At 72.9% G+C, this 16,340-nt stretch carries 15 protein-coding genes; 10 read left to right on the top strand and 5 right to left on the bottom strand.

From position 1 onward, the window contains the following. The first annotated feature begins 57 nt into the window (after positions 1–57). Entirely contained in the window at positions 58–1,023 is a 966-nt protein-coding gene (locus ACMTAK_RS35815) for a helix-turn-helix transcriptional regulator (protein WP_413810010.1), read from the top strand. 10 nt (positions 1,024–1,033) lie between these two features. Here the strand turns inward: ACMTAK_RS35815 and ACMTAK_RS35810 are convergent, their stop codons facing one another. Next, the gene (locus ACMTAK_RS35810) at positions 1,034–1,954 is read right to left on the bottom strand and encodes an SDR family oxidoreductase (RefSeq protein WP_413810009.1); all 921 of its coding nucleotides are present in this window, start codon (positions 1,952–1,954) and stop codon (positions 1,034–1,036) included. 176 nt (positions 1,955–2,130) lie between these two features. Between ACMTAK_RS35810 and ACMTAK_RS35805 the strand changes: the two genes are divergently transcribed. The 3 genes from ACMTAK_RS35805 to ACMTAK_RS35795 all read left to right on the top strand — a co-directional run bounded on the left by ACMTAK_RS35805 (position 2,131) and on the right by ACMTAK_RS35795 (position 5,291). Beyond that, positions 2,131–2,649, top strand: a complete 519-nt coding sequence (locus ACMTAK_RS35805) for a DUF4240 domain-containing protein (RefSeq protein ID WP_413813097.1) — start codon at positions 2,131–2,133, stop codon at positions 2,647–2,649. A 162-nt stretch (positions 2,650–2,811) separates the two neighbouring features. Continuing rightward, positions 2,812–3,702 carry a TIGR01777 family oxidoreductase gene (locus tag ACMTAK_RS35800; RefSeq protein WP_413810008.1) on the top strand — a complete coding sequence of 297 codons (891 nt, stop codon included), beginning with the start codon at positions 2,812–2,814 and terminating at the stop codon, positions 3,700–3,702. A gap of 257 nt (positions 3,703–3,959) precedes the next feature. Then, positions 3,960–5,291, top strand: coding sequence for an NAD(P)/FAD-dependent oxidoreductase (locus tag ACMTAK_RS35795; protein ID WP_413810007.1), 1,332 nt, complete (start codon positions 3,960–3,962; stop codon positions 5,289–5,291). Positions 5,292–5,952: 661 nt separating this feature from the next. On the opposite strand, the gene ACMTAK_RS35790 is transcribed toward ACMTAK_RS35795, so the two are convergent. Then, positions 5,953–7,395: an MFS transporter gene (locus ACMTAK_RS35790; protein ID WP_413810006.1), complete on the bottom strand. Its 1,443-nt coding sequence runs from the start codon at positions 7,393–7,395 to the stop codon at positions 5,953–5,955. Positions 7,396–7,525: 130 nt separating this feature from the next. On the opposite strand from ACMTAK_RS35790, the gene ACMTAK_RS35785 reads away from it, so the two are divergent. After that, positions 7,526–8,287, top strand: a complete 762-nt coding sequence (locus ACMTAK_RS35785) for an ArsR/SmtB family transcription factor (protein ID WP_413810005.1) — start codon at positions 7,526–7,528, stop codon at positions 8,285–8,287. A gap of 32 nt (positions 8,288–8,319) precedes the next feature. Here ACMTAK_RS35785 and ACMTAK_RS35780 read toward each other — a convergent pair whose 3' ends face one another. Continuing rightward, positions 8,320–9,966, bottom strand: coding sequence for a regulator (locus tag ACMTAK_RS35780; RefSeq protein WP_413810004.1), 1,647 nt, complete (start codon positions 9,964–9,966; stop codon positions 8,320–8,322). Between the two features lie 205 nt (positions 9,967–10,171). On the opposite strand from ACMTAK_RS35780, the gene lipB reads away from it, so the two are divergent. From lipB to ACMTAK_RS35760, 4 genes are all read left to right on the top strand, one after another. Next, on the top strand, positions 10,172–10,996 hold the full coding sequence (gene lipB, locus ACMTAK_RS35775) for a lipoyl(octanoyl) transferase LipB (protein WP_413810003.1): 825 nt from the start codon (positions 10,172–10,174) through the stop codon (positions 10,994–10,996). A 191-nt stretch (positions 10,997–11,187) separates the two neighbouring features. Beyond that, on the top strand, positions 11,188–12,138 hold the full coding sequence (gene lipA, locus ACMTAK_RS35770; protein WP_262706009.1) for a lipoyl synthase: 951 nt from the start codon (positions 11,188–11,190) through the stop codon (positions 12,136–12,138). A 254-nt stretch (positions 12,139–12,392) separates the two neighbouring features. Beyond that, complete coding sequence (locus ACMTAK_RS35765) at positions 12,393–12,590, top strand: SCO2195 family GlnR-regulated protein (RefSeq protein ID WP_044576703.1); 198 nt, start codon at positions 12,393–12,395, stop codon at positions 12,588–12,590. Positions 12,591–12,600: 10 nt separating this feature from the next. Beyond that, positions 12,601–13,281 (top strand): DUF4191 domain-containing protein, encoded by a 681-nt coding sequence (locus tag ACMTAK_RS35760; protein ID WP_138911032.1) that lies wholly within the window; start codon positions 12,601–12,603, stop codon positions 13,279–13,281. A gap of 121 nt (positions 13,282–13,402) precedes the next feature. Here the strand turns inward: ACMTAK_RS35760 and ACMTAK_RS35755 are convergent, their stop codons facing one another. Continuing rightward, positions 13,403–13,870 (bottom strand): RDD family protein, encoded by a 468-nt coding sequence (locus ACMTAK_RS35755; protein WP_262706007.1) that lies wholly within the window; start codon positions 13,868–13,870, stop codon positions 13,403–13,405. 255 nt (positions 13,871–14,125) lie between these two features. Between ACMTAK_RS35755 and glnA the strand changes: the two genes are divergently transcribed. Continuing rightward, positions 14,126–15,535, top strand: coding sequence for a type I glutamate--ammonia ligase (gene glnA, locus ACMTAK_RS35750; RefSeq protein WP_413810002.1), 1,410 nt, complete (start codon positions 14,126–14,128; stop codon positions 15,533–15,535). Between the two features lie 93 nt (positions 15,536–15,628). Here glnA and ACMTAK_RS35745 read toward each other — a convergent pair whose 3' ends face one another. After that, complete coding sequence (locus ACMTAK_RS35745) at positions 15,629–16,219, bottom strand: Ig-like domain-containing protein (protein ID WP_413810001.1); 591 nt, start codon at positions 16,217–16,219, stop codon at positions 15,629–15,631. Between the last annotated feature and the right edge of the window lie 121 nt (positions 16,220–16,340).

Below are 16,340 nucleotides of genomic sequence, written 5' to 3'. Positions count from 1 at the left end.
ACGGCCGCGAGCCCGCCATGGTCCGCCGCTCGCCCGAGAGCACGGCATCATGGGGCCGTGCGTGCTGCTCGGCTCATCAAGATGGTGCTTCTGCTCCAGGCCCGGCCCTCGATCACGGGGGCCGAGCTGGCGCGGGAGCTTGAGGTCTCCGAGCGCACCGTGACGCGGGACGCGGCCGCGCTGTCCGAGGCGGGGATCCCGGTCTACGCGGACCGGGGCCGGGCCGGGGGCTATCGGCTCATCGGCGGCTACCGCACTCGGCTGACCGGCCTCGGGCGGACCGAGGCCGAGGCGCTGTTCCTGTCCGGTGTGCCCTCCGCGCTGCGCGAGATGGGGCTCGCGGACGCCGCCTCGGCCGCCCGGCTGAAGGTGTCCGCCGCACTGCTCCCCGAGCTGCGGGACGCCTCCCATACGGTGGCCCAGCGGTTCCATCTCGACGCCCCTGGCTGGTGGCGCGAGCCGGAGGCGCCGGAGCTGCTGCCGGGCATCGCCGACGCGGTCTGGGACGATCTGCGGATCGCCGTCCGCTACCGGCGCCGGGACGCGGAGGTCCGGCGGGAGCTGGAACCGTACGGGCTCGTGCTCAAGGCGGGCGTCTGGTATCTCGCGGCCCGTGCGGAGGGCGGTTTCCGGGTGTACCGGGTGGATCGTTTCGCCGCCGTCGAACCGACCGGCGCCCGCTTCACCCGGGACGAGGAGTTCGACCTGCCCGCCTTCTGGGAGGAGCGGGCCGAGCAGTTCGCCCGCTCGATCCTGCGCGAGCGGGCCGTCGTACGGCTGACCCCGGCCGGGGCCCGGCGGCTGCCGCATGTCACGGACCGGGTGGCGGCCGAGGAGGCCGTACGCGAGGCCGGGGAGCCCGACGGGCAGGGGCGGCTCACCGTCACCCTGCCCGTCGAGTCGTACGAGGTCGCCCTCGCCCAGCTGCTCGGGCTCGGCCCGGACGCGGAGGTGCTGGGGCCGCCGGAGCTGCGGGCGCTCTTCGCGGAGGCGGCGCGCCGTACGGCGGAGCTGTACCAGTGACCGTGCGGTTCTACCGGTAGTCGGCCGCCGTGCCCTCCTCACCGCCGAAGACGACGTCCCGGAAGTAGCCGAAGGCATCCGGCCGGGAGCCGTCCAGATCGGTGAAGCCGTAGACCTTGGCCAGCTCCCCGCTGAAGACGGACATGCCGTTCCACCGCGCCCGGTCCGGGTCGGCGGCGAGCGCGGCGACCGCGCGCCCGACGAAGTGCGGCGACTCGGCGATGGCGAAGTGCGGCTCCTTCTCCACCGCGTCCCGCCAGTTCTCCTCCGTCACCCCGAAGTGGTCCAGCATCTGCTCGGAGCGCAGAAAGCCCGGCGAGACGCTGACCGCCGTGCCGTCGAACTCCTTCAGCTCCTCCGCGAGCCCGAAGGCGGTGCGGATCGGGGCGTTCTTGGCGAGGTCGTAGAAGAGGTTCAGCCGGTACGTCCTGTTGAACTCCTCGCTTCCGTCGGTCACCTCGACCACCAGCCCGCCCGGGTTCCGGATCAGCAGCGGCAGTGCGTAGTAGCTGGTGATGAGGTGGGTCTCGACGCCGAGCCGGAGCATCCGCAGCCCGCCCGCCAGATTCGTCTCCCATGTCTTCTTGCCGAACTCGATCAGCGCCTCACCGCCCCATACGTCATTGACCAGGACGTCCAGCCGGCCCTGCTCCCGGTCGATCCGCTCCACCAGCGCCCGGACCTGCTCGGGCTCGAGGTGGTCGGTCGGCACCGCGATGCCCGTGCCGCCGGCGGCCGTGATCAGCTCCGCCGTCTCCTCGATGGTCTCGGTGGCCCGCCCCACCTCGCTGATCCGGTCCCGGGTGGTGCGCCCCGTCGCGTAGACGGTGGCCCCGGCCGCCCCCAGCTCGACGGCCATCGCCCGGCCCGCGCCGCGTGTCGCCCCCGCGACGAGCGCGACCCGGCCCGCCAGTGCGCCCTGTGTGCTCACGTCCACTACGTCCTCTCGGTGGAATGCCGTGTTGGGTGATGTGGTCGACCCGGGTCGGCCACGGATCGACCATCGCAGGGAAATCCGACACGCGCTGTCCGGTATCGCGGGGCGGCCGCATCCGGCCCGTTCCGCGTGCGGGGGTGGGCGGGAGGGCCGATCCTGGTCCCGTGATGATGGACGAGACGGAGTTCTGGGGGCTGGTCGACAGCGCTCGGGAGGCCGCGGACGGCGACCCCGAGGACCAGTCCGACCTGCTCGTCGAGCAGCTGTCACGGCTCGACCCCGACGCGGTGCTGGACTTCGCCCGGCACTTCGAGGCCCGCTCCAACCGGGCGTACCGCTGGGATGTGTGGGGCGCCGCCTGGGTGCTGCTCGGCGGGGTCGGCGACGACGCGTTCGAGGCGTTCCGCTACTGGCTGATCGGCCAGGGCCGGGAGATCTTCGAGGGCGCGCTGCACGATCCGGACGCGCTCGCCGATCTGCTCGAGGACTTCGACGAGCAGGTGGACGGCGACTGCGAGGACCTGGGGTACGCGGCGGACGAGGCGTACGAGCGGCTGACCGGCGCGCCCCTGCCGGAGCTGGGGCTCTCGCCCACCCCCCGGGAACCGATCGGGGAGCCCCTCGATTTCGAGAACGAGGCGGTGCTGGCGGAGCGGTATCCGCGGCTGTGGGAGCGCTTCAGGGCCTGATCTGACCAGGCCGGCGGGTCGGCGGCACGAGCCGTTCGGCCCGCCGGGACGGTGGGGACGGTTGGGGGTCGGGGCAGGTCGTAGGGCCGGGGCAGGTGGATCACCGTGCCACGCCCGCCCGTTGTCCGACATCCCTCCCGTGATCGAGGGCAGGATGGGGCCATGCGTATCGCGGTCACCGGTTCCTCCGGGCTCATCGGCACGGCACTCGTCCGCTCGCTACGCGAGGACGGCCACCAGGTGGTGCGTCTGGTGCGGCGTCCACCGCGTGCGGAGGACGAGGTGGAGTGGGACCCGCGGCGGCAGTGGGTGGACACCTCCGGGCTGATGGGCTGTGAGGCCGTGGTCCATCTCGCGGGCGCGGGCGTCGGCGACCGGCGCTGGACCGACGCGTACAAGAAGGAGATCCGGGACAGCCGGGTGCTGGGCACCGCCGCCATCGCCGAGGCGATCGCCTCGCTGGACACCCCGCCGCGGGTGCTGGTGAGCGGGAGCGCGGTGGGGTTCTACGGTGACACCGGGGAGCGCGCGGTCGACGAGAGTGCGCCCCCCGGCCACGGTTTCCTTCCGGATCTCTGCCAGGACTGGGAGGAGGCGGCGACCGCGGCGCAGGAGGCGGGCGTCCGTACGGTCTTCGCCCGGACCGGTCTGGTGGTCTCCGCCGAGGGCGGGGCGTGGGGGAAGCTCTTCCCCTTGTTCAAGCTGGGCCTCGGCGGGCGGATGGGCAGCGGCCGGCAGTACTGGAGCTTCATCGCGCTGCGGGACCACATCGCCGCGCTGCGCCACATCCTCGACACGCCCGAGCTCAGCGGGCCGGTCAACCTCACCGCGCCGACGCCGGTGACCAACCGCGAGATCACGGCCGCCATGGGCCGGGTACTGGGCCGCCCCACGCTCTTCTCGGTCCCCGCGCCCGCGCTGCGGATCGCCCTCGGCGAGATGTCCGGGGACGTCCTCGGCAGCGTCCGGGCCATCCCTCGCCGCCTCCTGGACTCCGGCTTCACGTTCGCCTGCCCGCATGTGGAAGAGGCGATCAAGGCAGCGCTCAGATAGGGGAGTTGGGCGCTCCGCGCCCCCTCCCGCTCTCCCCCGCTCTCTCTCCTTCCCCGGCCGTGGACCGTTCGATGGCGGTGTGCGACTGGTGTGCGACCGGTGTGCGCCCGTGCCCGGTCGATGCGCGTCTGGCATCGACCGTTTTTGTCCGTACTGTCAAGACCGTCTCGCCGAGCCGACTCGCGGGACCCACGCATCCGGACCGCCGGTCGGGGCAGCAGCCCCCGTGACGGACGCACCGACCTCGGGGAGGACACGTGCTCAAGCGCGCGCACCGCACGGACGTCGTCATCGTCGGCGCCGGGCTCGCGGGACTGGCCGCGGCCCATCGGCTGACCGACGCGGGAGTCGCGGTCACGGTGCTCGAGGCCGCGCCCCACGTGGGTGGACGGATGACCACCGAGACCGTGGACGGCTTCCGGCTGGACCGCACCGGCCATCTGATGAACACCTCGTTCCCGGAGTTGCGGCGCACTCCGGGGCTCGGCGCCCTCGCCCTGCGCCCCTTCGCCCAGGGGGTGCTGGTCCACAGCGAGGGCCGTACGCACCGGGTGGACACGCCCCGGAGCATGAGGGGCGCATTCACCACGGCACGCGCCCTCGCGAACGCCGCCCGCGCGCCGCTCGGCAGCGGGCTCGATCAGGCCCGACTCGGTGCCGCGCTCGGCAGGCTCGCCGCCCTGCCCGCGGACCGCCTGCTCGCCCGCCCCGACCGGCCGGTCTCCGAGACCCTGGGGGGGCGGGGCCTACCTGCTCGTACGGTCGAGGGGGTACTGCGTCCGCTGCTCGTCTCACTGCTGAGCGACCCGGACCTCACCACCTCGAGCCGCTGCGCCGACCTCGCGCTGCGCGGTTACGCACGCGGCCGCCTCTGCCTCCCGGCCGGCGGCGCGTCCACCGTCCCCGAACTGCTCGCGGCGGCCCTGCCGCCGGGGACGGTCCGTACGGGCGTCCGGGCCGTATCGGCCTCCACCACGGCCGTGGCCACCGCCGAGCACGGCGAGTTCGGCTGCCGTGCGGTGCTGGTGGCCACCGGGGCGCACGACGCGGCCGGGCTGCTGCCCGGGCTGCGGGTACCGGCCTTCCACCCGGTCACGGTGGTGCACCACACCGTCGACCGGCCGCCGCTGCGCGAGCCCGCGCTGATACTCGCCGCGGGCGGGCAGGGCCCGGTGGCCCACACCATGGTGACCAGCGAGGTGGACCCCTCGCGCACCCCGCCCGGCCGGGTGCTGATCACCTCCACGGTGCTGGGCGCCTCCGCCGCGCTGCCGACCGCCGAGCTCGACCGGGCCGTCCGGGCCCAACTGGCGGCGGTGTACGGAACGTCGACGGCGGACTGGGACCTGCTGGCCGCCCACCACGACCCGTACGCCGTCCCGGCCATGCCCGCACCCCACGACCCACGCCGTCCGGTGCGGCTGCTGTCCGGCCTGTACGTCTGCGGCGACCACCGCGACTCCAGCACGGTCCAAGGCGCCCTGGCCTCCGGCCGCCGAGCCGCCCGAGCAGTCCTCAGCGACTTCGGCGCCCCACCCGACTCGGGCTCCGACGCGCATTCGGGCACCTTGCCCGCCGCGGCGGCCTGACGCGGGGCCCCTGCGGGGGCTCACCGCTGAGGTCAGGCTCCCGTTACGGCCCGCGGCCAGGGAAGACCGGCCCCCGCGCCGCGGCGGCCCGACCCGCCGCGCGCCCGCGAGGGCTCAGGCTCCCATACGGCTGCTCGCGCCCGGAGACGGCGCGCCCGGCTTCTGCGCCCCACCAGGAGCCGGGCCCGCGCGGGCTCCGGCGCCCTGCCCCACGGCGGCCTTACCCGCGGCCCCAGCGGCTCACAGCTCGCAGCCCGGGAAGGCTGGCACCCGCGCCGCGGCGGCCCGACCCAGGCTCCCGCGCGGCACGCAGCAGGCGGCACGCGGCACGCGGCTGGGCGGCGCGCCGCTGGTCCGGCAGGGCGTCTCGCCGGGCTCCAGGGTCCGACACCGGTCCCGAGTCCTTGCCCCCCCACGGCAGCCTGACCGACGGTACGGGCCCACAGTGCTCGGCGGGCCCACCGAAGCCCAGGCTCCCCCGCGGCACGCGGCACGCGGCACGCGGCTGGGCGGCACGCGGCTGGTCCGGCTGGGCGCCTCGCCGGGGGTCGGGTCCGGCGCGAGTTCCGGCACCGGGCCCGGCCCGGTGCCGCCGTGGCGGCCTGGGGCACGCCCGCAGGGCAGCAGGGTCACCGGGGCCCGCGCGCTGCGCGACTGCGCGTCAAGACGCGTCCGTGGCGGAGGCGTTGGGCATGGTACGGACGGCGGGCCCCGACAGCGCCGCCAGGATCGCGCCGCACCCGAAGCATCCGGCCGCGATCACGGCGGACAGCCGCATCCCGGCGTAGAAGGCGGAGTTCGCGGAGTCTGCCGCGAGGGTTCCGAACAGGGCCACGCCGATGGCGCTGCCCAGTTGCCGCGCCGCGTTGAACGCGCCCGACGCCGCGCCGCGCACCTCGTGCGGCGCGGCCTCCATCGCCGCGATCGTCGCCGACGGCATGGTGAACGAGGTGCCGAACCCGGTCAGCAGCAGCGGCACGACCAGCAGCGCATACGGCGTGTGCGGTCCCACCGCCGCCCAGCCGAGCAGCCCCACGGCCCCGGTCAGCAGTCCGGCCACGGCCGGGACATGGGTGCCGACGCGCGCCGCGACCCGCCCGGACAGCGGCGAGGCGAACGCGACCAGCGCCCCCATCGGCAGCAGCGCCAGACCGGTGGCGAGCGGGTCCCAGCCCCGGTGGCGCTGGAAGTAGAGGGTGCTGAGGAAGAGCAGCCCGTAGAAGCCGAGGTTGAGCAGCACCCCCACGGCCAGGGCGGCCGGGAACCGGAAACCGGTCAGCAGCCGCGGCGGCAGCGCGGGCGCCGCCGCGCGCCGCTCCAGCCACAGGAACAGCGCCCCCGCGAGCGGCGCGGCCGCCAGCGCGCCGAGCACCAGCGGATCGGTCCAGCCGCGCCCGCCCGCCTCGTTCAGCCCGGCCGTCAGGGCGGCCACCGCGCCGACGCCGGTGAGCTGGGCGGCGAGGTCCAGCGGCGGACGCTCCGAGCGCGGGCCCGTGGCGGGCACATGGCGGACGGTGAGCCAGATGGCGAGCGCGCCCAGCGGGATGTTGACGAGGAACACGGTCCGCCAGCCCACGCCCCACACCAGCACCCCGCCGAGCACCGGCCCGGCCGCGGCCGCGACCCCCGCGATCCCGCCCCACACCCCGAACGCCCTTGCCCGCGCGCCGGGTTCGGGATGCAGCGCCCCGAGCAGCGCGAGCGAGGCGGGCACCATGGTCGCCGCCCCGGCCCCCTGCGCCAGCCGCGCGCCGACCAGAAAGCCGGCGCCCGGCGCGAGCGCGCACGCGGCGGAGGCCACCGTGAACAGCCCGAGCCCGGCGAGGAACACCCGCCGATGGCCCAGCCGGTCCCCCAGCCCACCGCAGAGCAGCAACAGCCCGGCGAAGACGAGCGTGTACCCGTCCACGATCCACTGCAGCGCCCCCTGCCCGGCCCCCAGCCCGGCGCCGATGCGGGGCACGGCCACGTTGACGACGGTGACGTCGAGGATGACCAGGAAGTAGCCGAGGCAGATGGCAAGCAGCGGCCCCTTCCGCACCGCACCCGCCACGGGCGGGTCCGAGGATCGCGGAGGCCGGTGTGTGGAGCGGTACGTCCTCATGCCCCCAGCCTCACTCCAGAACCCTTCGGTACGGACCGAATCATGGTGTGCCCCAGGACACGCTCCCTGCCCCGGCCTGCCCCGCCACACTTCGGCCCCCGCCGAAGCGACCCCGTCCTACGCTGGAGCCATGGCCACCACCACGGATGCCCGTGACGCCGACATCGCCCGCGCGGCCGCGGCGATCGCCGACCCGTCCCGTGCCCGCGTCCTGCGGGCGCTGCTGGAGGGGCGTGCGCTGCCCGCCAGCGTGCTGGCCGGTGAGGCCGGGGTCAGTGCTTCCACGGTGAGTGGACATCTGGCCAAGTTGCTGGAGGCCGGGGTGGTGCGGGTCGAGCGGCATGGGCGGCATCGGTACTACCGGCTGACCGGTCCCGCCGTCGGCGAGGCACTCGAGGCGCTGGCCAGGATCGCCCCGCCGCTGCCCGTCACCTCACTGCGGCAGAGCACCCACGCACACGCCCTGCGCCGGGCGCGCACCTGCTACGACCATGTCGCGGGCGCCCTCGGCGTGGCCCTGATGGCGGCGCTGCTGGAGCGTGGGGTCCTGGAGGGCGGCGACGGGCGCTTCCACCCCGAGACGGCGGAGGGCGACCGGCTCTCCGCCCCGGGCAAGGACACCACGTACCGGCTGACGGCCCCGGGGCGCACGGAGCTGGCGGCGTTCGGCGTGGACGCGGACGAACTCGCCGGGCGCCGCCAGCTGATCCGCTACTGCGTGGACTGGACCGAGCAGCGCCACCACCTCGCCGGGGCGCTGGGCGCCGCCCTGACGGACCGGCTCTTCGCGCTGGACTGGATCCGCCGTGGCAGCCGCCGCCGCGTGATCAACCTGACCGATGCCGGCCGCACCGGTCTGGAGCGCGCCTTCGGCGTCGTGCTGGACGCCTGAGCGGCGGCAGGCCCCCCACCCCAGCCGCCCCCCTACCCCAGCGCCGCCACCCGCTCCCGATAGCCCCGTACCGGTGCCGCGTCGCGGTACGGCTCCAGGCGGCGCTCGAAGTCGCGTACGTACTCCGCCGCCCGCACCGACCGCATCTCCGACGCCTGCTGCGCCGCCTCCGCGCCCAGCTGGCACGCCTGCTCCAGCTCGCCGAGGCCCAGCCGCGCCGTCGCCAGCACCACCCGGCAGAACAGCCGGCTGCGCGCGAACCCGGCGCCGTGGAGCCGGAGGGAGCGCTCCGCGTGCTGGGCGGCGGCGCGGTACTGCTGAAGATCGCGGTGGCAGTGGCCGAATTCGTCCGCCAGCTGCGCCTCGTCGAACAGCCGCGCCCAGTACGGCACCTCGTCCCCCGGCCGGGCCGCCTCCAGCGACCGCTCGGCGCGGGCGAGCGAGGCGGTGCACGCGCGCACCTCGCCCAGCACGCCGTGGCCGCGCGCCTCGATCGCGTGCAGCAGCGACTGGAGCACCGGCGGGGCGCCGCCGCCGACCCCCTGCTGGGCCACCCGGGCCAGCTGTACGGCCTCCCGCCCATGGCCGAGGTAGACGGCCTGGCGGCTCATCGTGACCAGCACATAGCCGCCGTACGTGCGGTCCCCGGCCGCCTGCGCCAGCCGCAGCGCCTGCACGAAGTAGCGCTGCGCCAGGCCATGGGCGGCGATGTCGAACGAGGTCCATCCGGCCAGCCGGGTCAGATCGGCGATCGCGCCGAACAGCCGCCGCCCGGTCGCCTCGTTGTACGAGCCGCGCAGCATCGGCTCGCCCTCGTGCTCGAGATAGCGCACCAGGGCCTGCCGGGCGTGGCCGCCGCCGTACGTCTGGTCCAGCGTCGCGAACAGTTCCCCGACCGAGCGCAGGGCCGCGATGTCGCCGGAGGTCACCCGGTAGCCCGGGCCGCGCCGGTCGCGGTCGTGGCGCCGCTGGCGGGGCAGCGGCGCCCGGCCCTGAGGGCCATGGGCGCCGTGCGGGCCATGGGCGCCATGGGCGCCATGAGCGCCATGGGCGCTCTGACCGACCGCGCGCCCCAGTGCCGCTCCCGCTGGGCCGCCCACCGGGCCGCCCTGCGCGGGCAGCCGCCCGGCCCCGGCCGCCCCGGCGACCCCGGCGCCACCGGCCCCCGGCCCGGCCCCGGCGCCCACCGCCGCCCCCGCCGGGGCGGCCCCCGCCGGTGGATCGCCGCGCGCCACCCGGTCGTCGGGCCGTCCGATCAGCCAGTCGCGGCTGGGGACGACAAGACCCGCCGGGGTGAACGCGATCTTCCGCAGCTCCGCATGGCTCCCGGAGTCCTTGCGCCACAGCCCGCTGACGATGTCCACCGCCTCCTGCGGGGTGGCGGCGAACTCCAGCCCCGCGTAGACGGGCGCGCACGCGTCCAGGCCCAGGTCCTGGGCGGTCAGCCGGCGTCCCAGCCGCCGGGTGAACACCTCGGCGATCAGCGCCGGGGTGGTGCCGCGTGGCTGCTGTCCGCGCAGCCACCGTGTCACCGATGTCTTGTCGTACCGCAGGTCCAGACCGTGCTCCAGTCCGAGCTGGTCCACCCGCCGGGCGAGCCCGGCGTTGGAGAAGCCAGCCTCGGCGATGAGCGCGGCGAGCTGACGATTGGGAATGCGCTGCGGGGGTCGTTCCGTCATCAGCCTGCCGGTCTCCCTGATCGCTCTGTGGAACGGCGCGAATGTAACCGTCGCTCGAGGGCTGATCGCGGCCGTCCGGCGGCATTCATCCGATCGTGTGAGAACGAGCCGGGTGCGGACGTAAGGGAACACGGTCGTACAGTGGCGGGGGCGCCGCCGCGAGGCTCCGCCACCCCATCCGACGCGGGTCGAGAAGGAGCTTGCCGTGACCGCCGTGACCACGTCTTCCCCGGGGTCGGCCCCCGGTTCATCGGCGCTTGCCTACGTCCACCTGGGCTTCGGCGCGGACGCCGTGGACTACGAGGAGGCGTGGCAGGAGCAGCGCCGGGTGCACGCCGCCCGCTTCGCGGACGAGATCCCCGACACCTGCCTGCTGCTGGAGCACCCCCCGGTCTACACGGCGGGTCGGCGCACGGCCGACAGTGAGCGCCCGCTGGACGGCACCCCGGTGGTGGACGTGGACCGCGGCGGCAAGATCACCTGGCATGGCCCGGGCCAGCTGGTCGGCTATCCGATCCTCAAGCTGCCGCGCCCGGTGGACGTCATCGCGCATGTCCGCCGTCTGGAGGACGCGCTGCTGCGCACCTGTGCGGAGTTCGGTCTGGAGACCACCCGGGTGGAGGGCCGCAGCGGGGTGTGGGTGTTGGGCGACCCGGTGGACCAGCGCCCCGCGCTCGGCGGGCTGAAGCTGGACTTCGACCCCCGGCTGGAGGACGAGGAGTTCGACGCACGGCTGAACGGGCCGGAGTACGCCCCGTCCAACGCCGGGCAGCGCGGCGAGGACCGCAAGCTGGCCGCCATCGGGGTGCGGATCGCCAAGGGCGTGACGATGCATGGCTTCTCGCTCAACTGCAATCCGGACAACACCTGGTTCGACCGGATCGTGCCGTGCGGCATCCGGGACGCGGGTGTGACCTCGCTCTCGGAGGAGCTGGGCCGGGATGTGCCGATCGCCGAGGTGCTGCCGGTGGTCGAGCGGCATCTGCGGGACGTCCTGGAGGCCTCCGTCCCGCTGCCGCGAGCGGTCTGACCCTCCCGGGCCGTTCCGGCCCTTCCGGGACGGCCCCCGCGGGAATGCGTCCTCGCAGCGTTCGGTTGCCCTGGACGTAAATCCGTACGAACCACGGGCGTACCCTGGTGACCGCCGACGATTGACAAGCCCGCCGGCAAACTCGCCACGCCGGGCCGCCAAGCAGAGCCAAGCAAAGAGGAGTGCCGGACGTGTCCGCAGTCGCACCCGACGGACGCAAGATGCTGCGCCTGGAGGTCCGGAACAGCCAGACCCCCATCGAGCGCAAGCCCGAGTGGATCAAGACCCGGGCGAAGATGGGTCCCGAATACACCGAGCTGCACGGCCTGGTGAAGCGGGAGGGCCTGCACACCGTGTGCCAGGAGGCGGGCTGTCCGAACATCTATGAGTGCTGGGAGGACCGCGAGGCGACCTTCCTCATCGGCGGCGACCAGTGCACCCGGCGGTGCGACTTCTGCCAGATCGACACCGGCAAGCCGCAGGCGCTGGACCGCGACGAGCCGCGCCGGGTGGCCGAATCCGTACGCACCATGGAGCTGAAGTACGCGACCATCACCGGCGTGGCCCGTGACGATCTGGAGGACGGCGGCGCCTGGCTCTACGCGGAGACCGTGCGCCAGATCCACTCCCTGATGCCGGACACCGGTGTGGAGCTGTTGATCCCGGACTTCAACGCGGTCCCCGAGCAGCTCGCCGAGGTCTTCTCGGCCCGTCCCGAGGTGCTCGCGCACAACGTCGAGACCGTGCCGCGGATCTTCAAGCGCATCCGCCCCGGCTTCCGTTACGAGCGCTCGCTCGAAGTGATCACCAAGGCGCGCGAGGCCGGTCTGGTCACCAAGTCCAACCTGATCCTGGGCATGGGCGAGGAGCGCGAGGAGATCAGCCAGGCGCTCCAGGACCTCCATGACGCGGGCTGCGAGCTGATCACCATCACCCAGTATCTGCGGCCGTCCCCCCGGCACCACCCCGTGGAGCGCTGGGTCAAGCCCCATGAGTTCGTGGAGCTCAAGGAGGAGGCGGAGGAGATCGGTTACGCCGGTGTCATGTCCGGCCCGCTGGTCCGCTCCTCGTACCGCGCCGGCCGTCTGTACCAGCAGGCCATCGAGCGGCGCAATGTCGCGGTGACTTCTCAGGCTGTCTGACCCTCCGTCGTCGCGCCGCCGTCACGTTCCGTCGGCGGTCGGCCGTGTGAGCAACACGCTGTGTGATTGCGAGCACACACAGATTCGAGGCCTTTGAGAACGTCGCAGGTCAAGGGCGGAATACGGGCCCCAGCAGGGCTTCATCGGTGTTTGACCGGCCAGTCACGCACTGGTAACACCATTGGGTAACGATTAAGCCACGCACTGCTTATACGTAGTGCGCAGCGATCATCCGCCGCTTCCGAGGGGTATCCATGCCGGCTGCGCCCGTACGCCCGTCCGTCACCGACGCGCTCCTCGCCCTGGAGGGTCTGCTGCTGCGCGGCGGGCAGCGCACCGCCCGCCGCAACGCCTGGACGGCCGTGCTCGAGGACCGGCGCCGGGCCAAGGACCGGGACGAGGCCGAACACGTGCTGGAGGCCGTGTCCACCGGGGCTTCCCAGGCCACGTAAACTTCGCTGTATGGCGAGGAAGGAAACATCCGAGAACCCCGGGCGGCTGAAGCAGATCGCCCTGACCTACAAGATGACCAAGCGGGTCGACCCGAAGGTCACACTTGTCGTCGCCGGCGTGGGGATTGTCACCTTCGGTGTCCTTCTCGCGATCGGCTTCTGGATCGGCCACCCGATCTTCCTGGGCATCCTGGGCTTCGTCCTGGCCTTCCTCGCGATGGCGATCATTTTCGGCCGCCGTGCCGAGCGGGCCGCCTTCGGACAGATGGAGGGCCAGCCGGGCGCGGCGGCGGCGGTGCTGGAGAACGTGGGCCGCGGCTGGTCGGTGACCCCCGCGGTGGCGATGAACCGCAACCAGGACGTCATCCACCGCGCGGTGGGCAAGGCGGGCGTCGTGCTGGTCGCCGAGGGCAACCCGAACCGGCTCAAGGGCATGCTGGCCGCCGAGAAGAAGAAGATGGCGCGCATCGTCTCGGACGTCCCGGTCCACGATGTGATCGTCGGCTCCGGCGAGGGCCAGGTCGAGATCAAGAAGCTCCGCACCACACTGCTGAAGCTCCCCCGGGTGCTGCCGGGCGCGCAGGTCACCGTGGTGAACGACCGGCTGCGCGCGCTGGGCGACCTGATGAGCAACATGCCGATTCCAAAGGGCCCGATGCCCAAGGGGATGCGGATGCCGAAGGGGCGCTGAGCGCCTCCCTCACCGAAACGGATGCGAGACGGCGGCCGGGACTCTCTGTCCAGGCCGCCGTTTCGTATGTCACGCCGTTGTACACAATCCGCGGGCTCGGCCCCTGATCCGTACGACGGACTCAGACCCTGATCTGCACCGCGCGGGAGAGCCGGTCGTGCAGCCCGCGGGTGTCGCGGTCCCAGACCACCGCCGGGATGACCAGCACCAGCAGAACACTGCGCAGCACGGCCCGCGGCAGGCTCAGCCGCACCCCGCCCTCGCCGACGACCCGCAGCTTCAGCAGCAGCTTGCCGGGGGTGGCGCCGACGGTGCCCACGGTGACCAGGCTCAGCGCCAGGAAGACCAGCAGCGCCCAGTTCCCGGCGACCTGGGCGTCACGGCCGGACAGCAGCGCGTAGGAGACGAGCAGGCACAGGCCCCAGTCGATGAAGAGCGCCCCGAAACGGCGTCCCAGCGGCGCGATGGAGCCCGGTCCGCTCTCGGGGAGACCGAGGCCCTGGCCCCGGTAGCCGAAGTCGACGCCCATCTCCTCGGCGGCCGCGCGGGGCCCGGAAAGCCACGATCCGATTGCTTGCCTCTTGTCCACCCGTCTACGTTACTGCGACGGCATACGTTCCCCCGGCCGGACCCCTTCCCAGCGGTTCCCGCGACCCCGTACGACGCCTTTTCCGAGGCCACGAGGCCCCCGCAGCCACCCTTGAGCCGGTTAACCTGGGTGAAACAAATGGGTCATGCCCGGGAAATCCCGTCTGCCTATGGTCGGCGGGAGCGCGCCACCGCACATGGAATCGCGCCACCGGACATATCCCCGTCCCACCGCGGCCGGGCTAGGAGGAGTTGGATGTTCCAGAACGCCGACGACGCTCGGAAGTTCATCTCGGACGAGGACGTGAAGTTCGTCGACGTCCGGTTCTGTGACCTTCCCGGCGTCATGCAGCACTTCACCGTACCGGCGGAGGCGTTCGACCCGAACGAGGAGCTGGCCTTCGACGGCTCGTCGATCCGCGGCTTCCAGGCGATCCACGAGTCGGACATGGCGCTGCGTGCCGACCTCTCCACGGCGCGTGTCGACCCGTTCCGCCGGGACAAGACCCTCAACATCAACTTCTTCATCCACGACCCGATCACGGGCGAGCAGTACAGCCGTGACCCGCGGAACATCGCCAAGAAGGCCGAGGCGTACCTCGCCTCCACCGGCATCGCGGACACCGCGTACTTCGGCCCCGAGGCCGAGTTCTACGTATTCGACAGCGTGCGCTTCGAGACCAAGTCGAACGAGGCCTTCTACCACATCGACTCCGAGGCCGGCGCCTGGAACACCGGTGCGCTTCAGGACAACCGCGGTTACAAGGTCCGCTACAAGGGCGGCTACTTCCCGACCCCGCCGGTCGACCACTTCGCCGACCTGCGCGCCGAGATCACCCTTGAGCTGAACAAGGCCGGTCTCCAGGTCGAGCGCCAGCACCACGAGGTGGGCACCGCCGGCCAGGCCGAGATCAACTACAAGTTCAACACGCTGCTGGCCGCGGCCGACGACCTCCAGCTCTTCAAGTACATCGTCAAGAACGTGGCGTGGCGGAACGGCAAGACCGCGACCTTCATGCCGAAGCCGATCTTCGGTGACAACGGCTCGGGCATGCACGTCCACCAGTCGCTGTGGCAGGGCGGCGCCCCGCTCTTCTACGACGAGCAGGGCTACGCGGGCCTGTCGGACACCGCCCGTTACTACATCGGCGGCATCCTCAAGCACGCCCCGTCGCTGCTGGCCTTCACCAACCCGACGGTGAACTCCTACCACCGCCTGGTCCCGGGCTTCGAGGCGCCGGTCAACCTGGTGTACTCGCAGCGTAACCGCTCCGCCGCGATGCGTATCCCGATCACCGGCTCCAACCCGAAGGCCAAGCGCGTCGAGTTCCGCGCCCCGGACTCCTCCGGCAACCCGTACCTGGCCTTCTCCGCCCTGCTCCTCGCGGGTCTGGACGGCATCAAGAACAAGATCGAGCCGGCCGAGCCGATCGACAAGGACCTCTACGAGCTCGCCCCCGAGGAGCACGCGGGCGTTCCGCAGGTCCCGACCTCCCTCCCGGCCGTCCTCGACTCCCTCGAGGCCGACCACGAGTTCCTCCTCCAGGGCGGTGTCTTCACCTCCGACCTGATCGAGACCTGGATCGACTACAAGCGCACCAACGAGATCGCCCCGCTCCAGCTGCGTCCGCACCCGCACGAGTTCGAGCTCTACTTCGACGTGTGAGCCGTGCGCGCGCTGTGAGCCCTTCCGGCTCCGTCCGAGCCCCCGCCACCGCCCCGATGGGCGGGGGCGGGGGCTCGGTGGTGCGGGGAGGGGTCATGCCGCCGGGTTGACGGTCTGGGTGTCGGTGCCGGAGGACGGCAGGAAGCTGGTGTCGCCGTTGTAGAGGGCGATCACGGGGAGGGTGCCGACGCCCAGGGTGTTGAGGGACAGCGTCGCGACGCCCCCCGACAGCGGCTGGACGAAGGCGCCGCCACCGAGGCCGCCGATGATGAAGGTGACCGTCCCGGTCGGGACGCCCGCACCGGGCGCGACCGGAGTGACGTTGGCGGTGAACGTCACCGACTGCCCTTGCGTGGACGGATCCGGCGACGAGGACACCGACGTGGTGGTGGCCGACTGGACGACGAGGATGACGTTGGCGCCGGTGGAGGGTGAGAAGTTGGCGTCACCGTTGTAGTTGCCGAGGACGGCGTGGGCGCCGACGCTCAGGTTGGGGACGGTGACCGAGGTCGTACCGCCCGACAGGGTCCCGGTCAGGGTGGGACCACCGGTGATGACGAAGGTGACATCGCCGGTGGGGGTTCCGGTGCCGAGCGGGATCACGGTGGCGCTGAGCGTGACCGACTGTCCGAAGGTGGCGGGGTTGGGTGAGACCGTGACCAGGGTGATCGTGGACGTAGCCATGGGTGGCCCTCCAAGTGGGGTGGGGTGGTGGGCCGTTACTCGCCACGCATGCGGGAACGAGGCGCGGCGGCGCATCGACGGTCAGGGGTGCGCGCATACGGCGATCCGCACGGGGGCATCC

Source organism: Streptomyces lacaronensis (assembly GCF_047337785.1).
GTDB classification, from domain to species: domain Bacteria; phylum Actinomycetota; class Actinomycetes; order Streptomycetales; family Streptomycetaceae; genus Streptomyces; species Streptomyces lycopersici.
This window is presented reverse-complemented; position numbering and strand designations above follow the sequence as displayed.